Source organism: Liquorilactobacillus hordei DSM 19519 (genome assembly GCF_019443985.1).
GTDB classification, from domain to species: Bacteria; Bacillota; Bacilli; order Lactobacillales; family Lactobacillaceae; genus Liquorilactobacillus; species Liquorilactobacillus hordei.
In genome coordinates this window covers 92,259-119,185 of the sequence record NZ_CP049303.1, presented here as the reverse complement: position 1 = coordinate 119,185, position 26,927 = coordinate 92,259, and the positions used below count along the sequence as shown (strand labels likewise).

The window sequence follows — 26,927 nt, the reverse complement described above, 5'->3', positions numbered from 1 at the left end:
AACATGGGGATTGTAATAGCACTTGCCAACCAAAAAGGTGGCGTAGGCAAGACAACCACAAGCGTCAACTTGGGAGCTTGTCTGGCAGACCTAGGCAAGAAAGTCTTATTGATTGATTCAGATGCACAGGGAAATGCTACAAGCGGTGTTGGAGTTCACAAAACAGAGATTGAGAAAGACATTTATGATGTTTTAGTTAATGAGTATCCAATTGCTGATACGATTATTGCCACAAGTCATAAGGGGCTAGATATTGTTCCTGCAACGATTCAATTGTCAGGCGCAGAGATTGAGTTAACCTCGCAGATGGCGCGAGAATCGCGATTGTTGGATGCTGTTAAGCAGATTAAAGACACATATGATTATATTCTGATTGACTGTCCTCCTTCTCTTGGCTTACTAACTATTAATGCTTTTAGTGCCAGTGATTCAATCTTGATTCCAGTCCAAAGCGAGTATTATGCACTAGAAGGACTTAGTCAACTGATAAATACAATTAAGCTTGTCCAAAAACATTTTAACCCGCAATTGGCAATTGAAGGTGTTCTAATGACAATGTTGGATGCACGAACCAATCTGGGCTCACAAGTTGTTGATGAAGTACAGAAGTTCTTCAAGGATAAGGTCTACAAGACAGTGATTCCGAGAAATGTTCGTTTGTCAGAAGCACCAAGTCATGGGCTCGCAATTGTTGATTATGACCCCGCATCAAGAGGTGCCAAGGAATATATGGCATTAGCAAAGGAGGTATTGGCTAATCATGGTGAATAAAAATAATAAAGGCCTTGGCAGAGGAATCGAAGCGCTTTTTCAAGACTTAGAACAAGTCGATGATGGTAAAGAGGTTGTTACGGAGATAGCCTTGGATGATATTCGTCCGAATCCTTACCAACCACGCAAGATATTTGATGAGGAAGCATTATCTGAACTCTCTGTTTCAATTAAGAAATCCGGTGTTTTTCAGCCAATCATTGTACGCAAATCGAGTGTTAAGGGTTACGAGATAATTTCTGGTGAAAGACGTTTTCGTGCTTCTAAATTGGCAGAAAAGAAGAGTATTCCTGCGATTATTCGTGAGATTGATGAAGCAAGTATGATGGAAATTGCAATTCTTGAAAATTTACAACGTGAAGATTTGACACCGCTTGAAGAAGCGCAGGCTTATAATACCTTGATGGGTAAGTTGCAACTTACCCAGGCACAGGTTTCTGAACGACTTGGAAAAAGCAGACCATATATTGCTAATTATTTAAGACTATTAGGCTTACCCAAAGAAGTTAAAGATATGCTGCAACAAGAAGAATTGTCAATGGGACAGGCACGTACATTGTTAGCTTTGAAAGACAAGAAACAGGTTATTCCGGTTGCGAAGAAGACGGTTGCCGATAATCTAACTGTACGTCAGCTTGAACAATTAGTTGCTAAAATGAATGGTGACGATAAAAAAACGGCAAAAAAAATAAAAAAAGATCCAAATGCGGTTTATTATGAGCAAAGTGAGAATGCATTACGAGAGAAGTTCGGAACAAAAGTTGCAGTTAAAACAAGTTCTAGACAAGGTAAGGGCAAGATTGAGATTGATTACTTATCGACATCTGACTTCAATCGAATCATGGATATACTTGGAATAAATCTTGATTAACCATTAGAATAGGTGGAGGTATGAGAATGCAAGCTGAATATGAATTACGTGATGTTGTTGAGATGAAAAAGCCGCATCCTTGTGGCACTAATAGTTGGGAAATCATTAGGTTGGGGATGGACATTAAGATTAAATGTACTGGCTGCGGTCACTTAGTAATGTTGCCTCGGCGTGAATTCAACCGTAAGCTAAAGAAAATACTAAAAAAAGCAAATATTGAAGAATAAGAAAGAGTGAATTAAATTATGTCATTAACAGCTGGAATTGTGGGATTACCTAATGTTGGAAAATCAACATTGTTTAATGCGATTACTAATGCAGGAGCGGAGATGGCCAACTATCCGTTTGCTACAATTGATCCTAATGTAGGGATGGTTGAAGTACCAGATCAACGCTTGGCAAGAATTGATGAACTTATCCCAGCAAAGAAAATTATTCGTACAACCTTTGAATTTACTGATATTGCAGGAATTGTCAAGGGGGCAAGTAAGGGTGAAGGACTAGGTAACAAATTCTTAGAGAACATCCGCCAAGTTGATGCAATTGTACATGTTGTTCGTGCCTTTGACGATGATAACATCACGCATGTCAGCAATAAAGTTGATCCTTTAGATGATATCGATACTATTAATCTGGAATTGATTCTGGCAGATTTAGAAAGTGTTAACAAGCGCTATGCTAGAGTTGAAAAAGTTGCCCGGACGAAAGACAAAGAAGCAGTAGCTGAATTTAGTGTATTACAAAAAATCAAACCAGTGCTAGAGGCTGGAAAACCAGTACGTTCACTTGAGTTCGAAGAAGAAGAACAAAAAATTGTTAAGGGATTATTCCTGTTAACATCAAAACCAGTTTTGTATGTTGCCAATATTGCTGAAGAAGATATGGCAGATCCTAGTTCTAATAGTTATGTGCAGCAGATTCAGCAATTTGCTGCAGATGAAGGCTCACAAATGCTGGCAGTTAGTGCAAAAACAGAAGAAGAGATTGCACAATTAGACGATGCAGATAAGAAGGATTTTCTTGAAGCTGAAGGTGTTGAAGAATCAGGCTTAGATCGATTAATTAAGGCAGCATATAAATTGTTAGGACTAGCCACATTCTTTACTGCTGGCGGGAAGGAAACGCGCGCATGGACATTTAAGCAAGGAATGAAAGCACCACAGGTTGCAGGAATAATTCATTCTGATTTTGAACGAGGATTTATCCGCGCTGAGACATTCTCATTTGAAGACTTAGACCAACATGGCAGTGTAGCTGCTGTGCGTGAAGCTGGTCGTCTTCGCTCTGAAGGAAAAGAATATGTGGTTCAAGATGGCGATATTATTGAATTTAGGTTTAATGTATAGTAATTATGTAAAAGGATGGGATTATCTTGGCAGAAAATAATAAAGAAACTGAAAATAAACAAACTATCCCCGATGCAGAAAATGTGACGGAGACAGTTGCAAAAACGGATGCTGCTGATTTAACGAAACGTAATGCAGAATATTTGTTTAAATTAAAAAAGGTCCTTGAAGAAAAAAATGTTCCAAGTCAAAGAATTGAAGAAGCTCTGCAATCGATAACTGAAGAACTTAAAGAAAAACAGCGTCAAGGTGTGACTGCTACAAAGCTTTATGGAACTGTAAGTGAAAAAGCTGAAAATATTATCAAGGGGCCAAAGAAGGCTCCAACGGCAACACCATTTTGGAAGATTGCCTTGGACAATGGCTTAATGATGTTCATAATGTTTTGTATCATGTATGCAATCTTGCAACAATTCTCACCAAATTCATCGCAGATTAATGGTGGTTTCCTGACACTAATTGTTACTTCGGTTATTGCCGGTGTTGCAATGGCCTACTTCTATCGGGTTGCAGGTGACCGTAGAACTAGCGGCAGGAAAGTACCGTTTTGGAAGACAATGTTATTGTCACTCGTCTTAGTTATTATCTGGGTAACGGCATATACGCTTGTTGTGAATGTTCCTGGAGTAATTAATCAGACGCTGCAGCCTGTTGTATATGTTGTTTTGGCTGTATTAATGTTCGGTTTACGCTATTTCTTAAAAAAGAAGTATGACATTAAGAGTACTCCATTTTAATGTGAATATCAGGTAAGGTATAACATAGTTCAGTGAGCATAAGAAAATAACATTATAAAGAAAGATGATCCTTGCTAGTATGATGCGAACTAAAAAAACTTCCCTCATCAATTATTTGGTTAATTACCAAATCTTGATTAAGTGGAAGCTTTTTTATTTATTCAAATAATTAGGATTTATGAGCAAATGTTTAATTGAGTCAGTTGGTATCGTGAATTTTGGTGTTCCCATGTAACCGGGAGCAATTGAAAATTGTTGAAAAACAATGACCAATTGATGATTCTGATTGATGTAAAAGCTATGTTTAGCGTTTAAGATAAGTCCCTTTGTACCCACTCCCTCAGATAGGTCTTTTTTTGTCCAATAATATTTATTGGCTGAAGATTTTACCTGTTTTTTAATCTGCTTTTCAATTTGATCACTGATTACTGTGATATAGTGTTTGGATTTAAAGAGTAATGGCAGGGTTACAACTGTTCCTGCTTGTTTATCAATTGTATCGTATAGTAAGGTTGTTTCTGAATCTGCCATTGTCTTAGTTGACTGACGCTCAAGTACTAAGAAGCGGCGATCGTCTACAAGTTTTTGGTAGCTACTTGTGACACTAATTTTCTTATTTTTGTTAATCTTGATATCCTTTTCAAGTATCTGATATTTTTTCTTCGAATCTGCAAGATACTTTTTGTTTAAGGATGCAAGTGCCTTGTTTTTTGAATCAATGTAAGGAGTCTTAATATTAATACTATGGTGGCTGTTATTATTATGATAATTTGTCCCGCTCAGTATTCTGACAAATTTGCCAATGACTGGCAATTCAGCTGCAAAACTACGGATAGGTGGAATTGTGATTGCCAGAAGTAAACAGATTGCGAAAACGCCGATTGTTCCAGCCGCAAAACGTTCCCAGAATATGAGCCGAAGTTTACGGAAGAATTTCTTTTCTTCGGAAGCAAAAGTCTTAATAATATGGTTCTTAGTGTCTTCAGAAACAGGAACTGAAACATATGTCTTCCTAAATGAACTAAGTATATCCTTTGTTGTTTTCAAAGAGTTCCCTCCTTATTTTCGAGAATTTGTCGTAATCGATTCAATGCACGATACATTTTTGTTTTAACGGTATTCACATTCATATCCAAAATAATTGCAGTTTCTTCTAGTGTGAAGCCTTCAAAAAACTTCAATAAAATGATTTCCTTTTCAGGAGAATCTAATTTTGCAATGACTTCATTAAGTTCCAGTCTTGTTATCGTGGCATTGCTTTGAGTAACTTTTTCTACCGAAATATCGATGCTAGTTGGTTCATGTTGCTTCTTTCGCCATGCATCTTTGCAGGTATTAATTAAAATGCGATAGTACCATCCCTGAATATTTTGAATATCACTATTTTTTTGCAATGATAGTAATGCTTTATTGAAGCTTGTTTGAATAAGATCAAGTGCATCATGATGATGATGTGTATAACTTAATGCGATACGGTACATTTTCTCATATTCATGTGTAACAAGTTGTTCAAGTGCATTAACATTATTTTTTAGTTTCTTTCTTGTCTGCAGTCTGTTAAAGATAATGTTCACCAACTTTCGCGGTTCTTAATATATTAGACGTTTTAATGATATGAAAAGTTTCAACAAATTAAAAATAATCTGTCTTGTGCAATATTTTCATCAAAAAACGCAAAAAACGAGTGAATCAAAAGTTAACTTTTGACCCACTCGCTTTATTTATTTCGGATATATATATATATTCAAAATTCTCTGTCTAATTTCGAATTAGTACTCAAATTTTCCCGACCTATGTCACACGTTGAATGTTTTATAAGAAACAGGTCAGTAAATTTTAACTTTTGACCTCGTTTCTTAGCTTATTATGCCGGGCAATTTCTTTGTTTAGAAGAATTGAAGTTATGATTGCTAAAAATGCAAAACCACTTGCTCCAGGGCCAATTGCAATTAATCCATGATTTGCAACCAAAATTCCACCAGTTGCGGAACCAAGTGAAATCCCGAAGTTAAAGAAGATGGAGTTTAGGGAGGACGAGAGAACTAGTGACTGAGGATATTCTTTTTCTGCAACACTAAAAAAATGGACTTGAACAGGAGCATTCAATAGATACATTGTGATTCCCAAAATAAGAATTAATAGGAGTCCCAGCCATTTTACATGAGGCAAAAATATCATCAAAATAAACAAAACTACCTGAGAGAAATAAACGAATGGCATCCGCAAAAGTCCGTTATTTTCTGCAAGATACCCGCTTGCCTGATTACTAATGATTGACATCAGTCCAAAGACAAACAATAGGATACTTAGACTGCTAGTTGAGAACCCTAATTCAGTTGTTAGAATGGAACGCAAATAGGTATAGAATACATAAATACCACTTGCACTTAGCATCACAAGTAAAGATCCTAACCAGACACGTGAATCACGGACAAGACTGATTTGTGCAAGCAATTTGCTACTCTTGGCAATTGGTGATTTAGGCATGCTCAACGTAAATAGGATTAATGTAATGATACTGATAACCGTAATTACGGCAAAAGAAATTCGCCAATTGAAAGTAGTACTAATCCAGGTGCTCAATGGAACACCAAAAACTGAAGCAATACTGAATCCTGAAAAGACCCACGAAACCAACCATGCACGTTTTTCGAGCGGTGCAATTAGATTAGCAAAAGTTAGGGCAAGTGAAATAATAATACCTGAAACAGTTCCAGTTATAATTCGTGAAGCAAGTAACCAATCGTAACTTGGTGCGAAAAGACTCATTAGATTACTTAAAATAAAGATAATCATAAACCAAAATAACGACCAAAAGTAACGGAATTTTCCAATTAAAGCAGTCAATATGGGAGTAGAGAAGGCATAGACAAAAGCAAAAATTGTTACTAGGTAACCAACGGAGGTTACTGATTTATCGAATTGATGTGCGAGATCATTCAAGATACCAACAACAATGAATTCACTACATCCTAAAACAAAGGCAATTAAAATAAGGACAGTTGCCCTAAAATTAAAACTTCTCACAGATGAAACGCTCCCTCCAAAAAAATAATGACACAAACATAATAATATAGTTTTTACTCACTAAAAGAAAGCTTTATTTTATTTTTACTGATTTTAGTCTTAAAGTTTTTGTTTTTTTGAAAATATATTGAAAAAAGATGTTTTTTATTATAAGATTTTCATGTTATACGAATTATATCCGGCCTATGTGTGGATAATATATGTTTATTGGAGGAAGCTTATGCACTTGTTATCAGATTTAATGGCTGCCATTGGAGTAGTACTGAATGGTATTCCACAGGGAATTATGGCAATGGGATTAGGATTTGCTGTTTTTCCAACGACTTTTTCATTTGTTTTTGCTTCGGCAGTTAATGGAGTCTTTGGTTCGGTTGCACCACTCTCATTTCAAGCTGAATCATTAGCTCTGACCGGAAATTTGGGGAAAGACTTGCGCGAACGAACATCTATAATTTTTGGTGGATCAATAATTATGGCTATTATTGGTTTCACAGGGTTACTACCTAAGATTGTTTCAGTATTAGGTAACAATATCATTGATGGGATGATGGCAGGTGTAGGGTTAATGCTTGCTAAGATAGCTGTCGATATGAATAAAGGAAGTAAAAGTAAGACTGGATGGATCTCGATTCTGATTGCAGCTATTACATACATAATTTCAAAAGACTTAGTATGGACAATTGTCTTATCAGTAGTCGTTTCTAGTGTATTTGCAGTTTTTGTAGAACATTATCGTAAAGAATTACCAACTAGTGTGACAGAACGTCGATTTAGATTTTTGAAACCAACCGTTAATGTACGAATTGTTCGTGGAGCACTTGGACTAGCCTGTCTTAATATCGGAGCGAATCTTTCGTATGGCCTGATAACTGGTCAGATGACCGGAATTAAACCAAACCCAGTAGACTTGAATTTATTAACAATTACACAATCACTTGCGGATATGGGGACCAGTCTTTTGGGAGGAGCGCCGGTAGAGACAATCATTTCTGCAACAGCAAGTGCACCTGAACCTGTAATTGCAGGAATAATGATGATGCTTATTATGGCAGTTATCTTATTTGCTGGTTGGTTACCTAAAATTGGAAAATTTGTTCCAAGTTCATCAATTGCAGGTTTTTTATTTATTTTAGGTGCGGTTGTTATTTTCCCTGAAAATGCAGCGGCAGCATTGAGTGGTGCAAATAGTCTTGTAGCTGGAATAACGTTAGTTGTAACCGCGATTTTTGATCCATTTGTCGGGATAACAACTGGAGCATTCTTAAAATTCTTGTTGCCATTGATTGGATTGGGGATATAGCAGATGTCAGAATATTATGAATTAAAATTAGGAGAACTCACACGTAAATTACCATTAATTAGATTAAATCCAACTCTTACTATTGCATCTTTTGTATTGTTAGGAGATGCAGAATTGACGCACTATGCTGCTCAAAAGCTAAGTGAACAGATTACAGAGCCCTTTGATTATATAGTAACAATGGAAAGCAAGGGAGTTCCATTAGCACAGGAGTTAAGTTATTGTATGGGAAAAAAGCGATATATCGTACTCAGAAAAAAAGTTAAGGATTATATGAAAAATCCGCGTGTTTTATCAGTTAATGCTATCACTTCTAGTCAAGATCAGGTTCTGGTATTAGACGGTGAGGATGCACAAATAATTGCAGGAAAGAAAATCTTACTTTTGGATGACGTAATCAGTAGTGGCGGCTCAATGATTACTGCAAAGAAGTTAGTTGAAGACGCAGGTGGACAAGTAATCTTACAAGCTGCTATTTTGGCTGAGGGTGAAGCTAGTGAACGTAAAGATATTTTATATTTAGAGAGATTACCGTTATTTGACTAATATTTATAATGGAGAAACTTACTTTTGACTGAAAAAATAAAAGAATAAAATATTGCTTACTTTTAATAAGTATGTATAATGAAGATGACTTAGTAATTTAAGAATCTTATTATTTAGAGTAAAACTTAGGAGGAAGTAATTATGACAGCTATTATTCCAAAATTTCAGTTATCAGAGAAAACACATACAGGAACAATTGCGCTGAAAGTTGCAAATCTTGAAAAACAAACGGAATTTTATACAAGTATTATTGGCTTGAATGTATTATCAAAAGATCAGCAAAAAAGTATTCTAGGGGCAAATGATGATAAGACACCTTTGTTGATACTTAAAGAGATTGATAATCCGTTACCATTGACGCGCAAAACAGGATTATATCATGTAGCATTTCATTTACCAACGCGCAAGGACTTAGGGAATGCACTTATCAAATATATAACTAATAAAGCACCAATTATTGGGGCTAGTGATCACGGATACAGTGAAGCTCTTTACTTAACAGATCCTGAAGGTAATGGAATTGAAGTTTATCATGATAAACCACGCGATGTCTGGGATATTCGAGCAGACGGGGAAATTCGTGGAATTACAATTGAGATGGATGCTGAAGGGGTAATCGGTGCAGCTGATCAGAAGTGGCAAGGTTTTCCGAGCGGAACAATTGTAGGGCATGTTCATTTAACAGTTGCTGATTTGGATAAAACGCAGGATTTTTATACTGATGTTTTGGGCTTATCGTTGAAAATGGATTTTGGACGACAAGCTAAATTCTTCGCAACAGGTGGATACCATCATCATATCGGCTCAAATATTTGGAATGGACGTAATATTCCTGGGATGGAAGAAAATGATCTTGGACTTGATTACTATACGTTCTTTGTACCTGATGAAACAGAGATTGCACGAATTGAAGAACACTTGCGTGTAATCGGATATGTTTTTGACAAAGATGCGGCAGGCAATCTATGGTTGATGGATCCAAATAAAATAAAGATCCAGATTAAGGTAGAGAAAGTGTAATTTTAAAGTGTTCATAAGAGGTTAATAAAGATGAATGAAAATAAGTCTAATGTGAAAAATATTAGACTTATTTTTTATATAAATTTAATAGATTCCATAATTATGTACAAAGAAAATTATTTGTCCTAGAATTAAAGTTGTAGGCTTCATCATATATTGTATAGGTTAAATTTAGAGAGAGTAGAGAGGCGATTATTGATGGATAGTAGGAGTCAGGATAAAAGTCAGACGAGTTTTTTAAAATATTGTGTCTATGTTATCTCGCTAGGCGGTTTCTTGTTTGGATATGATACTGGAGTTATTAATGGCGCTTTAGCATTTATGAGTAAAACTACTGAACTTAATTTAAGTCCAACCTTACAAGGGATTGTTTCGAGTTCATTAATTTTGGGAGCTTGTATTGGGGCATTAGGTTGTGGGCAGGTGGCAGATCATATTGGTAGACGGCGTACATTAAGGCTTATTGCTATTATATTTACAATCTCCACGATTTTATGTGCGATTGCACCGAATTTTTGGCTAATGGCATTCTTTAGATTTGTTCTAGGTATCGCTGTTGGTGCAGCATCAGGTATTTCTCCAATGTATCTGGCAGAGATTTCTCCTAAAGCTGTTAGAACGGTTAATGTTAATAAAAACGCGGTTGCAATTGTTTTAGGACAGCTGGTAGCTTTTATTGTTAATGCAGTTTTGGGTAATGTTTGGGGCAATTGGGCTCCAATTTGGCGGGTAATGATTTTTTCAGCAAGTATCCCTGCAATAGTTCTCTGGATTGGGTCATTCAAAATTGCTAATAGCCCAATCTGGGTATTAGCTGAGAAACAATACAAGAAGGCTAAAGGAATTTTTAAGAAACTAGGATTTAATAAGTTAGCCTATACTAAGTTAAAAGAGGATGTTGGGGAAGATGATGAAAGTAGAGTTTCTTGGAAAACTATTCTCAAGAATAAAAGTCTACGGTACTTATTAATTTGTGGAATGCTAATTGCATTGATTCAACAAATATCAGGTGTTAATGCAGTAATGTACTATGGAACAATATTGATGGAAAAAGTTGGAATGGGTCAGGGGGGCTCCTTGTATGCAAATATTTTAATAGGTTTTGTTTCACTTATCTCAAGTATTGTAGGAACGCGAATGATCGATCAATACAATCATAGTAAGATGCTTGCAATCGGTTTGATAGGCAATGTTTTATTCTTATTTTTGCTTGGAATGACAATGAAAATAGCCTTGTTTTCACAGTTGATTACTAATGCTTTAGTACTGGTGTTCTTGGCACTATTTCTTGCATGTCATCAGGGAATAGTTAGTCCGGTTACGTGGCTAATTTTAACTGAAATCTTTCCAAATAAGATTAAGGCTCGCTTGATGTCTGTTTCAACGGCAACTGTCTGGCTGTCTAATTTTGTGATTAGTTTAATTTTTCCAATTCTCATATCTGTAGTAGGTATTGCGGTCGTTTTCTTTGTATTTGCAGTTTCAAACGGTGTAAGCATCATCTTTTCAACGTTTGTATTAAAGCATAACAAGTTACGAGAAGCATATGAAGATGGAAAAAAATAAGATAGTTACGATAACAAAGAAAGTAGGAGATAATATGGTTGAATTCTATATTAAATATAAAGCAGTTCATGATTTGCCTGTCAATAATCTACCCAAGTTTTATTCGTTTGGTGTGCCTACATATACTAACTTGGGGGATCAAGCAGTATCTTTAGCACAAAAAAAATATATTGAACATGAGTTTCCAGAATATCAATTTATTGAGATTCTGGAAGATGATAATGATGAGGCAATTGAGATTGTTAAAAGAGTTATTAAATCAGGAGATATTGTTTCGTTTGTTGGTGGAGGCAATATGGGCAGTTTGTACACTGATCATGAAGAAGCTCGACGCAAAGTGTTTTCTACATTTGTTGATAATTTAACAATTTCATTTCCACAATCAATACATTTTGAAGATAATGAACACGGTAAGGCAGAGGAAAAGTTAAGCCAAGAAGCATACGCAAAAAATTCACATCTTTTTTTAGTTGCTAGAGATGCGCAGAGTTATCATCGGATGCAGACAACTTTTGAAAATAAAGTCTTATTTACACCAGATATGGTTCTGTACATGAAACCTGTAGAGCACAATGTAAAAAAAGAAAGCACATTAATTGTATTGCGTCATGATAGTGAGAAAGTAGTTAAGCAAGAGACTGTTGATGCGATAAAGAAGTTGCTAAGCAAGAATAAAAGTGTTGCTGAAACAGATACAGTTCTTGATACGGTTGAACGAATTACTCCAGTTAATCGAGAAAAATTATTTAAAGATGAGTTAGAGCTTTTTGCAAAGCAAGAGATTATTGTGACTGATAGATGGCATGCAATGGTATTTTCTGTGTTGACTGGAACCCCTTGCCTGTTATTTGGAAATAGTTATGGTAAAGGAAAACATGCCTATTTTGATTGGCTGGAGCACATTAATTGGGTGAGCTACACTGATGAGGATGATTTTGAGCGGATTCAAAGTCAAATCAACAAGCTAAAGAGAGTTGAAACGCATAAGTATGATATTAAAGATGACTTTAATCAGTTACGACATATAATTCAATTAAATTCAAATAAATATGGTTTTTAGTAATGTTTTACAACTTTTTCTTGGAGAATCCATCCCTAATAAAAGCGCAGGAAAAGGCATACGAAAATAACAACACCAAATTCTGGGAAGTCTGATAGTTAAAGGCGAGTATTAATTCACCAATGATGAAGAAAAAGAGGCAAGTAATGGAGATAGGCTTATAGAAAATCCGATTATTTAATCTATAGGTATCATGTTTTTTCTCGAATAAGTGACGTAGGAAGAGTAGGAAAACTATCGGAATCAATGATAATAAGAGTGCTGTATTATTTGTTGAAAAGTTCAGTACAAAAACAAAAAATGCAAGGATTAAATTGGCATGGAGTGCATATTTCCAATCGAATGTTAGTTTTTGGCTGTTGTCCATATACACTCCTCCTATATGATTTATTTCATTATTATACCTTTAATTTAGAAGTCAGTAAAGATATAATTTGAGGATCAATTTTTTTCTAGATAATAAAATAAGAGGTTGGGCCAAAAGTTTGGCTCAACCTCTCTATTTGTTGCGTATAAAAGTGTTTTATAAGTACTAATTCTACGTATAATTTCGAATTAGTATTCAAATTTATACTCCCTTATTTCTTTGTATATTCTAGTTTTACGAATCAGCAAAACTTAGCAGATATATTACAGATTTTCCCAGGCAGCTGATCCAATTGTTGGAAAAATAGGGATAATTCTTTCAATTTGCTCAGGTGTTAACTTAAGCTCAATTGCCGGCAACAAGGCATTAATAACATCTTCGGCATGATTACTTATTTCTGTTGCACCCACGAGTTGATGTGATTGAGTGTAGATCAATTTATTTTCTCCAAAAGTTTCTTTTTCAACATTACGATACCAATTATCTAAAACATTATTTGTTGAAATAGTTAAATCAGCTTTCTGTTTTGCTTCTTCAGGTGTAATACCAACTTTTGCAATTCGAGGTGTGGTAAAAACAGTTGAAGGAATTGCTGGATAGACAATGGGTTGATCTGTTTCACCAGTAAAAGTTTTCATGAGATAAAGTGATTCAAAGATAGCAGTTGGTGTAAGTTTAGGTTGAGTTTTCTTTATTACGTCACCACTTGCATAGATATGAGAAACAGATGTTTGCAAGTAATCATTTACAATAATTCCATCTGCATCGTAGTCTACGCCAATTGCTTCTAGACCAAGACTTGTTGTGTTGGGTGTACGACCAGTTGCATCCAAAATCCAATCAGCTTCAACTTTTTGGTCTTTATTGTAATGCACAGTTTTACTTCCAAAATCATCTGAAAATGATTCAATAGTTGCATTTTTGATAACAGTTACACCCGCTAGGCTTAACTTATTAATTACTTTTTCTACAAAAGGTTGATGAAATTTCCTTAATGCCTTATCGCCGCGCATCATTACCGTGACTTGGGATCCAAACCCGGATGCAATAGTTGCAAATTCCATTCCAATATAGCCTGCACCGATAATAGTGATTCGTTTAGGCAGTTTCTTTAAATTCATAAAAGCACTGCTGTCGTTCACAATTTGGCGTCCAGGTAAATCTAACTGGTGAGGGTGCATCCCTGTTGCAATAACGAATTTCTCAGCTGAGATTTTCTTGCCATTTACGATAATAGTATGGGAATCAACGAAATGTCCGCGTCCTTTAATCAAGGTAATGCCATTGTCTTGCATCAAATTAGTGATAAATTCAGGTAAAGCGTCAATTACCTCGTGCTTGTGCGCAACTGTGTTTTGCCAATTCAAATCTAATAATGGGTTAACCAGTCCATGCATTTCACTTACCTGATTTGCAAGAGCAACAGGGGCTTCAAGTGTAATTTTTGCATTACACCCCCTGTTAGGGCAAGTGCCACCTACCAGACCGCTTTCAACAACTGCAACATTAATCCCTTGTGCAGCTAGTGGAATTGCACCATCAAATGTACCATGACCACTCCCGAGATATAAAACATCATAGTCATAAGAATTTGTAGACATAAAAAGACCTCCTTGCTTAAACGAATAGTTACTAGTTAATATAACCATATCGCAGCAAGAGGTCTTAAACAAAATAAATGCCTAGCTATTTTGCTGATTGTTTACTTAAGAAAGTCAATGCGAAATCTTGATAAAAATCAATCGCTTTTAAGTAGGAATCTATATCCATATATTCATTACTTTGATGTGAGGTATTAGACCCTGGTCCAATTACGATACTGTTGAATGAACCTTTCGCCTGTAAGAATTCAGCGCCATCATTAGCACCCAGACTACCGGTAATAGCAGCTGGTTGTTCCCAATATTTTGAATGAACCTCTTTAGCAATTTGAATTACTGGAGAGTCTGGACTTCCAGGAATAGCTTCTTCGGGGAAACTGTAAGTGATGGCTAGGTTGAAGCCTGTCTTTTTATTTAATTCAGTAATAATTTTTTCGAGTTCAGCATAAAATAATTTATTTGGATATTGTGGAATTGTTCGAATATTGCCTAAAAGTTCTGCATATGAAGGAATATTATTGACTTGTTCACCGCCATTAATAACCGTAATATTATGTGTAACGCCGCCAAGAACTTCATCGGTTGCAGTGAAGGTTGCTAGACGAATCTTTGCAAGCTTGTAGAATTCAATTAAATTATCAATCGCATTGATGCCGTATTGCGGACGGGCACTGTGTGCAGATTTCCCTTTAGAGGTGACCTTATAGTCAATTACCCCACGGGCTGTATAAACAATCCGCTGCATATTGTCTGTTGGTTCTGCAATTAATAAGCCAGCTAGATTATCTGCGTAACCTAATTTTGTCAACTGAGCAGCCCCGTATTCACCCGTTTCTTCGCCAACAGTTGCTAGTAACCGAATTTGCCCCGGAAGCTCAGCCTTTTTTTCGAGCAGTTCGAGCAGTGCAACTACTAAGGCTGACAAACCACCTTTCATGTCAGTTGCACCACGACCGAAAATTCGACTATCTATGATAGTTGGCTCAAAAGGTGGAGTTGACCAGTCAGCTAGATTGCCAGGAGCAACAACATCCATGTGACCAGAATATCCCAAGATGGGTCCCGAATTACCGATAGTAATCACTAAATTATCACGGTTAGAAGCATAAGCAACTTTTTCGATACTTACATTTTGGTAGTTAGTAAATAAGGAAGCAATATAGTCAGCAACCGCTGTTTCATTGTCATTAACGGATTCAATTGCCAAAATGTTTTTTAGAATTTCAATTTTTGTTTTTTTATCCATTTTCAATCACCAAATCATCCTTTATATTCATATGATGTTGTTATTATAGCATAAAAATGAATAAAAATTAATTTTAAGGCTGTACTTGTTAAAAGAAATTATTAGTTCTATTTATATAAGCAAGCGGATAGTTCATGAACTTATCTTTTTTTGTATACATTATAATTAAGGCTATTAATAGTAAATGTGTTGTGCAATTTCATTTTATTTAGCATGGTACTGAATTGTTTTTCTTTTCCCTGTTGTATAATAATAATTGTATCTATATTTATCTTACTATCTGGTGACAAAACTACAAAATTTGCGTATTTATTTTTGGTTGCCAAGTCTTTTTTAGAGTAAGGATTATCTTTTGTTTTTTGGAATTCATAGGGGGATACTGGCAAGATAAATCTCATTTCATATACAAAATTGGGGTCATCTGAGGCAAAAAAAACTCGTTTATAACTAAGTAGGTCAAGTTTTTTCACTTCAGAAATTGCACTGGTTTCCCAACCAGTATATCTGGAATTATTAAAGTATTGTTCGACAAAGGCAACCGTAAATACCACATAAGTCACCAGCAATGCTTTCCCCATTTGTTTAGTATTTTTTGATACTTCAATTAGTCCTATTGAAATAACTTCTAACACAGGAAAATGAATAAAAATCCAATGATTATAATTCGGTAAAACGACACAGATAATTATTAACATTCCAGTTAATTGCGCTAGGATAATACTGTCCCATATAGTTCTTCTCTTTAATATAGTTAATATCCCTACAATAAAAAAAGGAAGAGTGAACATGTAGTACGGACCAAAGTTTCCCACACTATTCCAAGAGAGTCCATCTGTACCATTAATATACATAAGTAATCCAGAGCATATATTATTATATATTTGTACAAACATATTTCCATGGAAGTTTATAAACGAGGCATTTACCCTTCCTATTTGTAATTCAGGGGATGTCCAAAATAATATCTTAATAGTATTATTTAAAGGAGCGTAGTTACTTCTAACTGCAAAAATCAGTATAGGAGTAATTTCAATAACTAATAAAAACAAGGGGATGATGAGTTCGTTAATTTTTAATGCTTTTCTATGTAGTAGATAAATTAATAATACGGGTAGGTAGACAGCCAAAAAAATCCAGCCTACATTATATGCGTAAGCAGTCAATCCTATTATTAGCATCCCGATAGTTACTAATACGGTTTTTAATATTTTTTTCTTCATCATTACTCCTAAAAAAAATATTAAAGATCCTATTGACACCATAAAAGGAGCAATATTACAATCCATACCAAAACGTGAAACAGCTAAAACCCAAGGAGATGATGAAAAAACGACGACAGTCCAAAATGTTTTCTTGCGACTGAAATATTTTGAGGAAACATAAAAAATCAGTAATAAATTTATTATACTAGCAATTACTAAAGGAAGCCTGAAAGCATAGAGCTCGTAACCTAGCAACTTTAAAAATGGTTTTGCTAAAAGTGAGTACAATATGGACTGTCCTTGTCCCTGAAATCCTTCAAGGTATACGGGATTTTTAATTAAGTTGCTGTCTACTCCATAGTGTGTAAGACTCCAACTATCATACATTCCGTTACCCTCATCTAAAAAAACGTTTGGAAAATTATTGATTTTATACATCATAAAAATTGAATATAAGATTATAAGTGTTGCCGCCCCGTATAAATATTTGGCCTCTCCCTTTTCCTTAGAACCATTATGCACGATAAAAAATATAATTATTGTAACCAATATAAGTATGGTTAGTTGCTCCTATGTCAATAAATGGCACATCTTTTTCTAAACACTCGTTCTAATTCTGTCGGAATTAAACCAACTGATGTAATTTGAGGTTCGGATTACCAAGTCCTCAAAATTGGAAAAAGTTGTTTGAAAGGCAAACTCTCTCTTCAACAATGAGTGAAAAGCTTCAATTGGCCCATTATCATAAGGATAACCTTGTTTTGAGTATGAGTGGCTAATCTGATGCCGTTCAAGTAAAGTTTCAACTTCGTTGCTGGTGTACTGTGAACCCATGTCAGAGTGAAAATATTGTGGCTTTTGATGACATTCAAGCGCCTGATTAATCGTTTCTACAACTAACGGCGCCTCCATCTGACGACCAATCTTGAAAGCAAGAACTTGATGAACCTTTGGTTCGTAAATAGAACTGAGATAAACCCAGGTTCCTGGACGTAATTCCAAATAAGTAATGTCAGCACGCCATATCCTTGCATTGGGCTGGTGCTTGATTAAATTGGGGCGTTGTGAATGATCCACATGAGTGCCAGGTTTTTTAAATCGCCGATTCATTAAAGAGTGAATCTCCATTTCCCTCATTAATCGTAAAATTCGTTTTGACCCAACACGGATGCCTGACTTGCGAAGCACCATCGTTATTCGTGGATAACCATAGGCACGATAATTATTTTCCCAAATCAATTTAATTTTTTCTTTGAGCTGATTATCAACACGTTCGTGTTGACTAGGTTGATATCTTTTCCAATGGTAATAGGTGCTACGCGGTAATTTCAGTGCCGAAAGAATAATTGATAAGCGGTGTCGCAATAACTGATCTTCTATGAAGACAAGGCAATTAATTCGTCCTAATGCTTTCCCAGTAACACCGCCGCAGCTTTTAAAATTTCAAGTTCCTCCTTTAATCGCTGATTTTCCTTTTGAAGTTGTTTGAATTCTTTGGACGTTACTTCAGTACCGTCTTCTAGCTCAACTGATTTAGCGCCTTTAACCCAGTTATGAATTGCGGCTGGAGAAACACCGTATTCCTCGGAAAGCGAGCGAATAGATCTTTTCTCTTCACGATGCATCTTCACAATGCTGGCTTTAAAATCATCTTGATATCGTTTCATTGGAATGCTCCTATCTTGTTTTATTAATTATGGCATAACTGTTCAGAAATTTATGTACCAAATACTAGGATAGGAGCAAGTCTAGCAAGAAAGTACATTATCTATATCACCTTTCTAATAAATTGGTGCTTTATTGTGAATTGGATTTAGAATAACTTTTGGTATTGATAATTTTTTAAATGTCATCAAAACTATTTTATGTGCTATTCGCTATCTAAAAAAGTTATGCTTACTAGATTCTATCTTATGTATATTAGAAATAAAAGACCTAATTAGTAGTTTAAGTTCAATGAAAGGAAAATTATTAATTATGGGTGACAAACAAAGAATATGTACTTTGAATTTGCGGATATCTAGATATATTATAATGAAACCCATAATGTCGTATAATTTATTAGTTTTATTTGTATTGTTGTTTTTAAGAATTTAATTTTTGCGAGGTACGTTACAATGTAGAAATGTAATGAAATACTCAACTTTTAGGTGTAAAAGTTCAACTAAGATATTTTCATACATTAAAACTAATACTGAAATGTGGACTAAAAGGAGTTATGATGAAACAATTTTTGCGAGAGAGAGTTGATAAAGATAATAATTATGCAATTTTGTTTATTTGTGAACAGCTTGTTCGTAAGAGGGTAACTTTTTATTTTGGAGACTGAACTTTTTTAATAATGTACAAATTTGCTGATTTTTAAATGAAAGTTTACGTAAAAATAATATGAAAAATTGAAGTAAAGAAAAATGAGTTAACTTAAAGAGATATTTATTCAACGGCAAAACCACCTTAGTTAGGATTAGAAAATAAAAATATACTCTAATATAAATCTTCACTCCAAGTTTAGCCTATTTTTTTGAAATTTTATGGTTATTTTAGTAGAGCTTTTATTAAAAAACAAATAAGAATGATTAATTAAAGGGCCACCAAGTGAATCTTTTGGCTAGACGGGGTTCGTTTTTTGAATCATATGAAAGATATGAAGTGCCTATTTGTTCACGCATCAAAAGAGGAATCTGTTTATAAGACAATAAGCGAATAGAATAGACATAAGAACCCTTATGAGCAACGAGTGCCCAACGTTCATTTTTATTGTACCTGCCAGTGTTGAACTTGAGCCAACCTCCGCTTCCAAAAGGATCATCGGAAACAAAGGCGTCAACTTTTTGCGGAACAGAAATAAGTTCCTTGTGACTATGCTTACTTCCTGCATCAATGACATCTGACCATTGCTTTTTCTCAGGAACTTTCCCGGGTAATATTGCATAGCCATATTGGGTTTTCAAGAATGGATTAGAGAAATCAATCCACTGATTTTGGGTAGCTCGACCATATCCTAAGATTGCAAGCCAGGTAATTAATAAAATTAAGAAAATAAAAATTATTTGCAAATAAAGCCCGTATTTTCTCTTGTTCCTAACATCATTACTAAGTTTTGTAACCATTTGATTTTCTCCACCTTTAAGTAAATTATCAAGAGGAATATCAAGAATTTCACCGAGTTGGATGAGCGTGTCAAGATTTGGATAACTTAAGTTGTTCTCCCAGCGAGAGAGAGTTTGCCGTGTGACGTGTAATTGATCTGCAAGTTCTTGTTGAGTTAGATTAGCTTCTTTTCTTTTATTGCGTAAAATATTATGGAATTCCACAGATATAACCTCCTTGATAGATTTAAATTAATACCAAATTACTTAAATGTAACGCAATTATCATGTTACATTTGCAATTATTTTGGTGTAGCTTCTAAATGATTGCGAGGAGAGGTATGGTACAATGATTTCGAAAAAGATAATGAGTTTCAATTATAGTTGGAGGCAGATATGATTAGTCAACTTGGAATCTCTTTGAAGAAAATTCGCAGAGAACAAAAACTTTCTCAAAAAGAGGTTGCAGATAATATTTGCTCACAATCAATGTTATCTGCAATTGAGCATGGAAAATATATTCCGAATGCAGCATTATTACTAGCGCTTTGTGAGAAATTGTCAATTAGTCTGAATGATATCAGCTTAGCGAGTGATTTTAATATTTCTAGCAGTCAAAATTTTAATGATAAACTTTCTTATTTATGTAATCAACATCGATATGTTGAACTAAAGACTTTTTTAGTGAATTCTGCAACTTTTGATCAAGTTCAAACCGCCACTCAAACACAAGCATATTACTATTATCTGGGTGTTGCTTGTTTGCATGTGGATACAACTTGGGATAAAGCTAGACAAAATCTGCAATTAGCGATTGCCAGTGGCGAAGAACAGTTGACTGTAACAACGCTAACTCGAGTGGCTCTTATTTCCTTAGCTTTGACAGAAGCAAAAGCCGGCCAAAAAACACGAGCACTAGATTTTTTGAAACAAGCAACTGAAAAAATTGATAAGGCATTTTATGAGGAAAATCTAAATATTGTTTTTTACCTTGCGGCATTAATTTATTTAGAGTTAGATGATACCAAGGAGTCTTTAAAGTGGATTCAAGCAGGTATTAAATTCAGCACTAGCCATAATTCTCATTATATGCTCGCTAATTGTTATAGACTTCTCGCACAAATTGCGAAAAAAAGTGAAGACTTGGATCAAGAGTTGGAAGCACAGAAACGGAGTAATCTTTTCAAGCATCTTTTTGCTGAAAAAGTCTTTGATGATTTCTAAATATCAGTATTCTGATTTTTAAAAATTATCAAGATACGCTAAATTAAGACCATACTTATGAGGAGGTCTTGATTATGGATCAAAAATTATTTTCAAATGTTGTTTTAGTTAGCGCAGAGATAGAAGAGGTCAAGCGGTTGTTAGAAGAACCTGAGAACTTGCTGAAATGGATTCCAGAAATCACAACAGTTGATAAGAAAAAGCATGATTTTAGTATTACGCGAGCAAAACCTGCTTTGAATCAACAAGAAACTATTACAGTAGAAAAAGGTAATAATAGTGTGATATATGATAGTAAGGGTGGCAGACTTGAGTATCAAATTGTCTTTTTGTTGTCAGGTCAAGCTGGGCAAACAACAATTCAAGAAGATGTCTATGTAGAAAAGCAAACAGATATTTTCTTGCCTTTAAAATTATTAGTACCAATTGCCAAGTATTCATTTAATACCAATTTGAACAATTTAGTTGCTTTTATAGAAAGTGGGATTGTAAGAAAAAATTCTTAAGCTTAGTGATAATTAGAAGTTTAACAAGAAGAAAAGGAGAAGCAATGAATCTTTGCTTGCCCTTTTCTTTTTGTATAGGCACAATTAAGAGTGAATATAGGAGGAGATTTAATGAAATTTGGTGAGCGATTAAAACAAGCAAGGATAGAAATGGATTTGACCCAAGGACAAGTCGCAAATGATTTTTTTATTACAAGACAAACTATTTCTAGCTGGGAGAATGAGAAGACTTATCCTGATATTTCGAGTCTTATCAAATTAAGCGATTATTACCATATTTCTTTAGATATTTTATTGAAGGAGGATGTAGGGATGCGTGAAAGCTTAGAGAAGAAAGAAGTTTCAGAAGAACTGAGACCAGTTCGCCGTAATCTCATATTAATTGATTTAATCTTACTTGTAGTTTTACTAGGAAATTTGTTTAATGTAGGTAGATTGTAAAATTTAAGTTGAACATATTAGTGGACAGAAAAACCCATAAAGGTCTTCAATGGTGTCACCACAACATTCCACTAGAAAGAAGGACCTTTATGGGCACCACTATTTTATCATTTGAAGACCGCGTTGTCATCGAAACACTTCATCATGAAAAGCACTCACTTCAATATATTGCCGATTATTTAGGCCTTAGTAAAACCACTATCTTTAATGAGGTTCATCGCTTAGCTGGTGAGTATCACGCAGTTAAGGCTCAAACTGACCATGAAGTTAAACTTAGTCATCGTGGTCGTAAAACCATCTTAACGACTAACCTAAAGCGCTTGATTGAAGAAAAAATCAAGATCCAAAAATGGTCAATTGAACAAGTGGCTCATGTAGTTAGAATTGCCTACAAAACCATCTATAACTGGATTGATCAGGGACTACTGGATATTAATGTGACTGATTTACCTGACCATGGTATTCGTCGCAAACGAGCTAAAGAAACCCGTGGTAGTTTTAGTCATGGACGTTCCATCGAAGATCGTCCAGCTGAAATTTCTGATCGTAATACTTCAGGTCACTTCGAAGCTGATACAGTTTTATCTGGAAAACGTAAAGGTCAAGCAGTAGCTACGTTTGTCGAGCGTAAGAGTCGGCTTACCATCGTTAAACGGCTTAATGGACGAGATAGTACTTCAATGACCAAGGCTATTTTAGAATTGGCTAACCAGTTAGGAGATAATCTCAAGACCCTTACTGTTGACCATGGGAAAGAATTCGCCAACTACAATTTGATTGAAGAACAGGCCGGTGTTCCGCTGTACTTTGCGCACGCTTATTCGCCACATGAACGAGGCAGTAATGAAAATCGCAACCGAGTACTACGCCGCTTCATTCCCAAAGGTCAACCGATTGATGAGATTACCGATGATGAATTGATTCAAATTAACTGGTATTTGAATTCCCGACCACTCAAATGTTTAAATTGGCGAACACCGATTGAGATCTTTTTGCGTAATCTGCGTTACTAAATTTGTTCAAGTTATTTCTTGCAATCTGCCAAGATAAAAAATCATTTGAATCTAGTATTTTAATATCCATAATTGAACCTCTCCCTAAATTTGATTTAAAATTGGTAGGTCTCGTTGATCAATCGTACAACAAAATATAAGAAGTATTTAACTTATTTAGTCCGATTAAATTTCTCAAGTCGATATAATCCTTCGTCATCAATTGTATCAATCCCATTTTTAAAGGAATACCCCAGTTTCTGATAGAATTTTAGTCCTGTAATTGAAGCTGGAATCTCAATTCTTTTAGCCCTTTTAAAGAATATATCTTGTTCTAATGTTTGAATGATTTGTTTGCCAATTCCCTGGCCTTGATATTCTGGTAACACGAAAATATTGAAGAGACTACTTTCATCTTTTTTACCCCAGTAAGCTCCAATTGACCCCACACCGACAATTTTATTTTCAGCAGTACTATCTGAGAATACGTAGCAATGAAAATATTTAGCCCTTTCAATAAATGCTAAAGCAGTCAGCTTTTTTAAATCATTTTCCAAGTACTCCTTGGTATAGTCTTTAATATTAGTGGTTAACATAGTTTTTTTGACCAGAGCAGCAACTGCAGTGGCATCTGTCTCCTTGAAAATCCGTTGAATAATCATTATTCATAACCTCCTAATTGATAAGATAATAGTTAGATCAAGTATATTCTTTCTGAGAGATGGTTTGAATAGATAATTTTTTATGGATGGATAGAATTGCTAAATTATTCTTAGGTAAAAAAACTTCCAATGATAACATCTCTTGGTTACAACCAGAAAAATTATCAAAGAAAGTTTTTTTGTTTCATTGAAGGACACCATAAATAGGATGGTTAAGAAAAATGTGGCTGGGGCTGTGCCAAAAGTTAAATTTTAACTCAACCTCGCTAATTATTTCGTATAAACGTGTTCCATAAGTCAAAATTCTCCGTCTAATTTCGAGTTGGTACTCAAATTTTCTCGACTTATATCACACTCCCCTTTATTTTTCTTCACCATGTATTTTAGTCATCAAGCCACTCGCAAAGGAACCGATTAAAGAACCAATTAAGTTAATAATTTCACTCATAACGGCAAATCCCCCTTTTTAGTAATTATATCTTTTTTAGGTAAAAAAGGAAGGACATTAATACTGCCTTTATTTATATTCGATTTTTACGATGAACAACTTGAATTTAGGCGAGAGTTCTAAGAACCAGTTTGCATGCCCAAGTTTTTTAAAACACATCACTTATTTACTTTGGCCATTAGCCGATGGATAAGTTTGAGATTACCTATGAAGAAACCAAACATTATAAAGATAACAAGTAGCCATTGCCAAAACGGTGAGTATGTTAGTTCAATTAGAATAAGTAAATAGGCAATGGTCACAGGAATTTCAATAAGGGCTGTTACAACGCCAGGGACATATGTGTGTTTAATCAGCGAAAAGCCGATGTGCATTATGAGATGAAAGAGATATGGTAGCGTTGGCAGCAATTATTAAGAGCGGATAATTGAACCAGTACGCGCTGGCAGAGAGTGCTAAGTAAATACATAACTCTTCCCAAATCCCAGCAGATAAGATGTCTGAACGTTTAACTCCACCAAATAAGGTTCGACCATAAATAGTAGGATCGTTTCTTTGCAGCCAATAGGGTACAAAAACCAATTTTTCAAAATCATGAAACATAAATAATAATGGTAATAACCAGTACGAAGACCAGATTGTCATTTTGTTAACCTCCTATACTTGTAGTGTATTATGATTTTCATGCATAATAAATATAAGTAACGTATGTGCCATAAAAAAGGGAGATTGTGCCATGACTAGAGATAAGATGATTGAGCAATCAAAAAACGCGTTCGTTGATGCATTATTTTGTTTGCTTGAGCATGAACAATTCGAAGACACTACAATCAAGCAGTTAACTTTGGAATCGGGATATTCACGAAGAACCTATTATCGATATTTTGGTAGTAAGACATCTATTTTGGATGAAATGTTAGCAAAATATTTAAATAGTTATCAGAAGTATTTATTAGGGTTACCAATGAAACCAGAAGATATCTCTAGACGTGTTATCAACTTTCTTTGGCCACATCGCCAGAGAGTAGTGATACTAGCCCGCAATAATTTACTTGTTCCACTACTAACTCGTCATATTTCAAAGATTGCAGATATGCTTTTGGACATCAGAGTTCCGTGGAGACAAAAAAGTCAGATAGTCAATATTATTACGCAATTATCTACTCAATTGGTGGATTTTGTGTACTCTTAGATACCCTTTTTAAGGACAACTTGCCTGAGAATCCACAGCAAATCAGTGAAGCGCTAAATGGTGCATTGAAGGAAATTGCATTTCAGATGAATAAGTAGTAACTACTCTTTCAGGTAAGAAATCTGTGAGAAGTCAAAAACTTCAGTTAGTTCTTGTGCAGTTAGATACTTCGCAAGGTATATTTTTTCATTTTTTAGGAAACTTACCTCGTGATCCGTTAAGAAAGTAATTAAATTAGCTTTTTTTAGTAATTTAAGACCAGCTTCTTTTTGTCCTAGTAAATACAAGGTTAGTTCTTTTAAATTAAAAAGACGTGTTTTGTGGTAGTAATCTTTATTACGATTACCAAAATAATTTTCCAGATGATTGACTAATGTATATGCCTTATTAAACCCGAATTGCTAGTTATTTTCCAATGAAATTAACTAGCAATTCGGGTTAATTTTAATTATCTTTGTATAGCCTTTTTAATTTCGTCGATTGGAGATTGGTTATATCGGCTAGCATTACCTATTATTATTCTTTCCAAAACGGGTTCTGCTTATCATGCGGCTACTACCTTTGGTGTCTCGTTTATTCCGTGGATTATTTTTTCATTATTGGGTGGTAGTCTGGCTGACAATTATGCTAAAAAGAAAATTCTGATAATTGGAAATATGTTTGCTGCATTGGTTGTGCCAGTATTGTTGTTCATTTTAATGGAAAAACAGATTAATTTTGTTCTCTTATACTCGGCAGTTTTTGTTTTATCGTCCATTGATCCATTAATCCATCCGAGCTTTCAGAGTATCATTCCAGAAATAGTGGAAGATAAAAAATTCGCTGAAGCCAATGCAACTATTCAGACAATTGATAATACATTATCAATCATGGGCCCATTAATGGGTGGATCACTGGTAACATTATTGGGTGACTATAATGCCTTGTGGATTGATCTTTTTTCGTTTTTACTAACTGCAGTAATATTGACGCGACTTCCAAGAATTACAGGTAAAACAGTTCAGAATGGACTTGTAATTAAGCAGTTAATTACTGATGTTATTGAAGGAGCTAGCTATAGTTTGCGCGAAAAAGTAATTTTTAGTGGTTCAGTTATGTTTCTTTTTACTAACTTTGCATTGAATATGTTTGAAGCAAACTTTATTTACTATATGACTAAGCTATTGAATTATCCACTTTTTGAGGCAACTCTAACGATGTCAATCGGAGGCATTGGTTCTTTAATTGCTGGAATGGTTGGCAGCAGGATTGTCAATCATTTTAAAGCGGGTGTTTTATTATCATTTAGCACTATTTTTGCTGGTTTGAGCACTTTACTCTTACTAGCAAGTACTAACTATCTTTATATTGGTATTATCTTAGGTATTATTAGCTTTTTTGGAACAATTAATGTCATTACTTACTTTACTTTAAGACAAAGGACAGTTCCAAAACAGATTTTGGGAAGAGTTGTTTCAGTTACACGCATGGTTTCATATGCTTCAATTCCTGTTGGGTCATGGTTTGGTGGGATGTTACTGGCACATGGTCAATCAATGTTTACAGTTATTTTATTGGCAGGTAGTTTGCGAACTTTAACAGGGGTAGGGGCTAAATTTTCACCATTAAATAAGGAATGACTCTTTGTTTAAATACAATTAATTTATTGAACATAATTGATGTTAAAATAGACAAAGATACTTCGATATTTTCTATATTTAATTCTGATAAGTT

27 protein-coding genes and 1 pseudogene are annotated in these 26,927 nt (G+C 34.9%); 16 read left to right on the top strand and 12 right to left on the bottom strand.

The annotated features are described in order from the left end of the window. Positions 1–3: 3 nt before the first annotated feature. From G6O70_RS01820 to G6O70_RS01800, 5 genes are read left to right on the top strand one after another with little or no spacing between them, the layout of a single operon-like run. Entirely contained in the window at positions 4–771 is a 768-nt protein-coding gene (locus G6O70_RS01820; RefSeq protein WP_057869788.1) for a ParA family protein, read from the top strand. After that, entirely contained in the window at positions 764–1,642 is an 879-nt protein-coding gene (locus tag G6O70_RS01815) for a ParB/RepB/Spo0J family partition protein (RefSeq protein WP_275453067.1), read from the top strand. The genes G6O70_RS01820 and G6O70_RS01815 overlap by 8 nt, the downstream gene beginning before the upstream one ends. A 26-nt stretch (positions 1,643–1,668) precedes the next feature. Then, on the top strand, positions 1,669–1,869 hold the full coding sequence (locus G6O70_RS01810) for a DUF951 domain-containing protein (protein WP_057869790.1): 201 nt from the start codon (positions 1,669–1,671) through the stop codon (positions 1,867–1,869). Positions 1,870–1,887: 18 nt separating this feature from the next. Then, positions 1,888–2,988 carry a redox-regulated ATPase YchF gene (gene ychF / locus G6O70_RS01805; RefSeq protein ID WP_057869791.1) on the top strand — a complete coding sequence of 367 codons (1,101 nt, stop codon included), beginning with the start codon at positions 1,888–1,890 and terminating at the stop codon, positions 2,986–2,988. Positions 2,989–3,014: 26 nt separating this feature from the next. Next, a complete protein-coding gene (locus G6O70_RS01800) occupies positions 3,015–3,725 on the top strand; it encodes a DUF1129 domain-containing protein (RefSeq protein WP_057869792.1) in 711 nt (236 codons plus the stop codon). Positions 3,726–3,878: 153 nt separating this feature from the next. Here G6O70_RS01800 and G6O70_RS01795 read toward each other — a convergent pair whose 3' ends face one another. From G6O70_RS01795 to G6O70_RS01785, 3 genes are all read right to left on the bottom strand, one after another. After that, a complete protein-coding gene (locus G6O70_RS01795; protein ID WP_057869793.1) occupies positions 3,879–4,772 on the bottom strand; it encodes an RsiV family protein in 894 nt (297 codons plus the stop codon). Next, positions 4,769–5,299, bottom strand: coding sequence for an RNA polymerase sigma factor (locus tag G6O70_RS01790; protein WP_233419158.1), 531 nt, complete (start codon positions 5,297–5,299; stop codon positions 4,769–4,771). The genes G6O70_RS01795 and G6O70_RS01790 overlap by 4 nt, the downstream gene beginning before the upstream one ends. 262 nt (positions 5,300–5,561) lie before the next feature. Beyond that, positions 5,562–6,752 (bottom strand): MFS transporter, encoded by a 1,191-nt coding sequence (locus tag G6O70_RS01785; protein ID WP_057869794.1) that lies wholly within the window; start codon positions 6,750–6,752, stop codon positions 5,562–5,564. A gap of 220 nt (positions 6,753–6,972) precedes the next feature. Here G6O70_RS01785 and G6O70_RS01780 point away from each other — a divergent pair, with 220 nt between their 5' ends. From G6O70_RS01780 to G6O70_RS01760, 5 genes are all read left to right on the top strand, one after another. Further along, entirely contained in the window at positions 6,973–8,052 is a 1,080-nt protein-coding gene (locus G6O70_RS01780) for a hypothetical protein (RefSeq protein ID WP_057869795.1), read from the top strand. Positions 8,053–8,055: 3 nt separating this feature from the next. Next, positions 8,056–8,598 carry a phosphoribosyltransferase family protein gene (locus G6O70_RS01775; RefSeq protein WP_057869796.1) on the top strand — a complete coding sequence of 181 codons (543 nt, stop codon included), beginning with the start codon at positions 8,056–8,058 and terminating at the stop codon, positions 8,596–8,598. A 141-nt stretch (positions 8,599–8,739) separates the two neighbouring features. After that, positions 8,740–9,618, top strand: coding sequence for a VOC family protein (locus tag G6O70_RS01770; protein ID WP_057869797.1), 879 nt, complete (start codon positions 8,740–8,742; stop codon positions 9,616–9,618). A 198-nt stretch (positions 9,619–9,816) separates the two neighbouring features. Next, complete coding sequence (locus G6O70_RS01765) at positions 9,817–11,184, top strand: sugar porter family MFS transporter (protein ID WP_057869798.1); 1,368 nt, start codon at positions 9,817–9,819, stop codon at positions 11,182–11,184. Positions 11,185–11,218: 34 nt separating this feature from the next. Beyond that, entirely contained in the window at positions 11,219–12,244 is a 1,026-nt protein-coding gene (locus G6O70_RS01760) for a polysaccharide pyruvyl transferase family protein (RefSeq protein ID WP_057869804.1), read from the top strand. 7 nt (positions 12,245–12,251) lie between these two features. Here G6O70_RS01760 and G6O70_RS01755 read toward each other — a convergent pair whose 3' ends face one another. The 6 genes from G6O70_RS01755 to G6O70_RS01730 all read right to left on the bottom strand — a co-directional run bounded on the left by G6O70_RS01755 (position 12,252) and on the right by G6O70_RS01730 (position 19,974). After that, a complete protein-coding gene (locus G6O70_RS01755; RefSeq protein WP_057869799.1) occupies positions 12,252–12,611 on the bottom strand; it encodes a hypothetical protein in 360 nt (119 codons plus the stop codon). Positions 12,612–12,874: 263 nt separating this feature from the next. Then, positions 12,875–14,212 (bottom strand): dihydrolipoyl dehydrogenase family protein, encoded by a 1,338-nt coding sequence (locus tag G6O70_RS01750; RefSeq protein WP_057869800.1) that lies wholly within the window; start codon positions 14,210–14,212, stop codon positions 12,875–12,877. A gap of 85 nt (positions 14,213–14,297) precedes the next feature. Continuing rightward, positions 14,298–15,458, bottom strand: a complete 1,161-nt coding sequence (locus G6O70_RS01745) for an ArgE/DapE family deacylase (protein WP_057869801.1) — start codon at positions 15,456–15,458, stop codon at positions 14,298–14,300. Between the two features lie 140 nt (positions 15,459–15,598). Then, positions 15,599–17,047, bottom strand: coding sequence for an ArnT family glycosyltransferase (locus tag G6O70_RS01740; protein WP_157047961.1), 1,449 nt, complete (start codon positions 17,045–17,047; stop codon positions 15,599–15,601). Positions 17,048–17,257: 210 nt separating this feature from the next. Then, positions 17,258–18,327, bottom strand: a protein-coding gene (locus G6O70_RS01735; protein ID WP_219934255.1) for an IS3-like element IS1163 family transposase whose coding sequence is annotated in 2 segments (ribosomal slippage) — positions 17,258–18,099 and positions 18,099–18,327 — 1,071 coding nt in all. Because the reading frame shifts where the segments join, the coding sequence is not laid out codon by codon here. A gap of 909 nt (positions 18,328–19,236) precedes the next feature. Continuing rightward, positions 19,237–19,974 (bottom strand): helix-turn-helix domain-containing protein, encoded by a 738-nt coding sequence (locus tag G6O70_RS01730; RefSeq protein WP_057870467.1) that lies wholly within the window; start codon positions 19,972–19,974, stop codon positions 19,237–19,239. Positions 19,975–20,145: 171 nt separating this feature from the next. Here G6O70_RS01730 and G6O70_RS01725 point away from each other — a divergent pair, with 171 nt between their 5' ends. From G6O70_RS01725 to G6O70_RS01710, 4 genes are all read left to right on the top strand, one after another. Beyond that, positions 20,146–20,973: a helix-turn-helix domain-containing protein gene (locus G6O70_RS01725; RefSeq protein WP_057870468.1), complete on the top strand. Its 828-nt coding sequence runs from the start codon at positions 20,146–20,148 to the stop codon at positions 20,971–20,973. A 74-nt stretch (positions 20,974–21,047) separates the two neighbouring features. Next, positions 21,048–21,479 carry a hypothetical protein gene (locus tag G6O70_RS01720; RefSeq protein WP_057870469.1) on the top strand — a complete coding sequence of 144 codons (432 nt, stop codon included), beginning with the start codon at positions 21,048–21,050 and terminating at the stop codon, positions 21,477–21,479. Positions 21,480–21,590: 111 nt separating this feature from the next. Further along, positions 21,591–21,920 carry a helix-turn-helix domain-containing protein gene (locus G6O70_RS01715; RefSeq protein ID WP_083481964.1) on the top strand — a complete coding sequence of 110 codons (330 nt, stop codon included), beginning with the start codon at positions 21,591–21,593 and terminating at the stop codon, positions 21,918–21,920. An 89-nt stretch (positions 21,921–22,009) separates the two neighbouring features. After that, on the top strand, positions 22,010–22,933 hold the full coding sequence (locus G6O70_RS01710; protein ID WP_219934279.1) for an IS30 family transposase: 924 nt from the start codon (positions 22,010–22,012) through the stop codon (positions 22,931–22,933). Between the two features lie 152 nt (positions 22,934–23,085). Here the strand turns inward: G6O70_RS01710 and G6O70_RS01705 are convergent, their stop codons facing one another. Both G6O70_RS01705 and G6O70_RS12415 read right to left on the bottom strand, forming a co-directional pair. Further along, the gene (locus G6O70_RS01705) at positions 23,086–23,574 is read right to left on the bottom strand and encodes a GNAT family N-acetyltransferase (protein ID WP_057870066.1); all 489 of its coding nucleotides are present in this window, start codon (positions 23,572–23,574) and stop codon (positions 23,086–23,088) included. A gap of 606 nt (positions 23,575–24,180) precedes the next feature. Continuing rightward, positions 24,181–24,625 (bottom strand): annotated as a pseudogene (locus tag G6O70_RS12415) (HXXEE domain-containing protein). A gap of 133 nt (positions 24,626–24,758) precedes the next feature. Here G6O70_RS12415 and G6O70_RS01695 point away from each other — a divergent pair. Continuing rightward, positions 24,759–25,214 (top strand): TetR/AcrR family transcriptional regulator, encoded by a 456-nt coding sequence (locus G6O70_RS01695; protein ID WP_057870067.1) that lies wholly within the window; start codon positions 24,759–24,761, stop codon positions 25,212–25,214. A gap of 101 nt (positions 25,215–25,315) precedes the next feature. Here the strand turns inward: G6O70_RS01695 and G6O70_RS01690 are convergent, their stop codons facing one another. Beyond that, the gene (locus G6O70_RS01690; protein WP_057870068.1) at positions 25,316–25,501 is read right to left on the bottom strand and encodes a hypothetical protein; all 186 of its coding nucleotides are present in this window, start codon (positions 25,499–25,501) and stop codon (positions 25,316–25,318) included. A 144-nt stretch (positions 25,502–25,645) separates the two neighbouring features. Here G6O70_RS01690 and G6O70_RS01685 point away from each other — a divergent pair, with 144 nt between their 5' ends. Continuing rightward, on the top strand, positions 25,646–26,833 hold the full coding sequence (locus tag G6O70_RS01685; RefSeq protein ID WP_057870069.1) for an MFS transporter: 1,188 nt from the start codon (positions 25,646–25,648) through the stop codon (positions 26,831–26,833). The last annotated feature ends 94 nt before the right edge of the window (positions 26,834–26,927 follow it).

Excerpts from the sequence above, each read along its gene's own strand:
- G6O70_RS01710 (WP_219934279.1), top strand. The coding sequence starts at position 22,010 with ATGGGCACCACTATTTTATCATTTGAAGACCGCGTTGTCATCGAAACA.
- G6O70_RS01820 (WP_057869788.1), top strand. The coding sequence starts at position 4 with ATGGGGATTGTAATAGCACTTGCCAACCAAAAAGGTGGCGTAGGCAAG.
- G6O70_RS01695 (WP_057870067.1), top strand. The coding sequence starts at position 24,759 with ATGACTAGAGATAAGATGATTGAGCAATCAAAAAACGCGTTCGTTGAT.
- G6O70_RS01775 (WP_057869796.1), top strand. The coding sequence starts at position 8,056 with ATGTCAGAATATTATGAATTAAAATTAGGAGAACTCACACGTAAATTA.
- G6O70_RS01725 (WP_057870468.1), top strand. The coding sequence starts at position 20,146 with ATGATTAGTCAACTTGGAATCTCTTTGAAGAAAATTCGCAGAGAACAA.
- G6O70_RS01780 (WP_057869795.1), top strand. The coding sequence starts at position 6,973 with ATGCACTTGTTATCAGATTTAATGGCTGCCATTGGAGTAGTACTGAAT.
- G6O70_RS01770 (WP_057869797.1), top strand. The coding sequence starts at position 8,740 with ATGACAGCTATTATTCCAAAATTTCAGTTATCAGAGAAAACACATACA.
- ychF (WP_057869791.1), top strand. The coding sequence starts at position 1,888 with ATGTCATTAACAGCTGGAATTGTGGGATTACCTAATGTTGGAAAATCA.
- G6O70_RS01765 (WP_057869798.1), top strand. The coding sequence starts at position 9,817 with ATGGATAGTAGGAGTCAGGATAAAAGTCAGACGAGTTTTTTAAAATAT.
- G6O70_RS01705 (WP_057870066.1), bottom strand. The coding sequence starts at position 23,574 with ATGATTATTCAACGGATTTTCAAGGAGACAGATGCCACTGCAGTTGCT.
- G6O70_RS01760 (WP_057869804.1), top strand. The coding sequence starts at position 11,219 with ATGGTTGAATTCTATATTAAATATAAAGCAGTTCATGATTTGCCTGTC.
- G6O70_RS01720 (WP_057870469.1), top strand. The coding sequence starts at position 21,048 with ATGGATCAAAAATTATTTTCAAATGTTGTTTTAGTTAGCGCAGAGATA.
- G6O70_RS01740 (WP_157047961.1), bottom strand. The coding sequence starts at position 17,047 with ATGTATGATAGTTGGAGTCTTACACACTATGGAGTAGACAGCAACTTA.
- G6O70_RS01745 (WP_057869801.1), bottom strand. The coding sequence starts at position 15,458 with ATGGATAAAAAAACAAAAATTGAAATTCTAAAAAACATTTTGGCAATT.
- G6O70_RS01750 (WP_057869800.1), bottom strand. The coding sequence starts at position 14,212 with ATGTCTACAAATTCTTATGACTATGATGTTTTATATCTCGGGAGTGGT.
- G6O70_RS01755 (WP_057869799.1), bottom strand. The coding sequence starts at position 12,611 with ATGGACAACAGCCAAAAACTAACATTCGATTGGAAATATGCACTCCAT.
- G6O70_RS01715 (WP_083481964.1), top strand. The coding sequence starts at position 21,591 with ATGAAATTTGGTGAGCGATTAAAACAAGCAAGGATAGAAATGGATTTG.
- G6O70_RS01810 (WP_057869790.1), top strand. The coding sequence starts at position 1,669 with ATGCAAGCTGAATATGAATTACGTGATGTTGTTGAGATGAAAAAGCCG.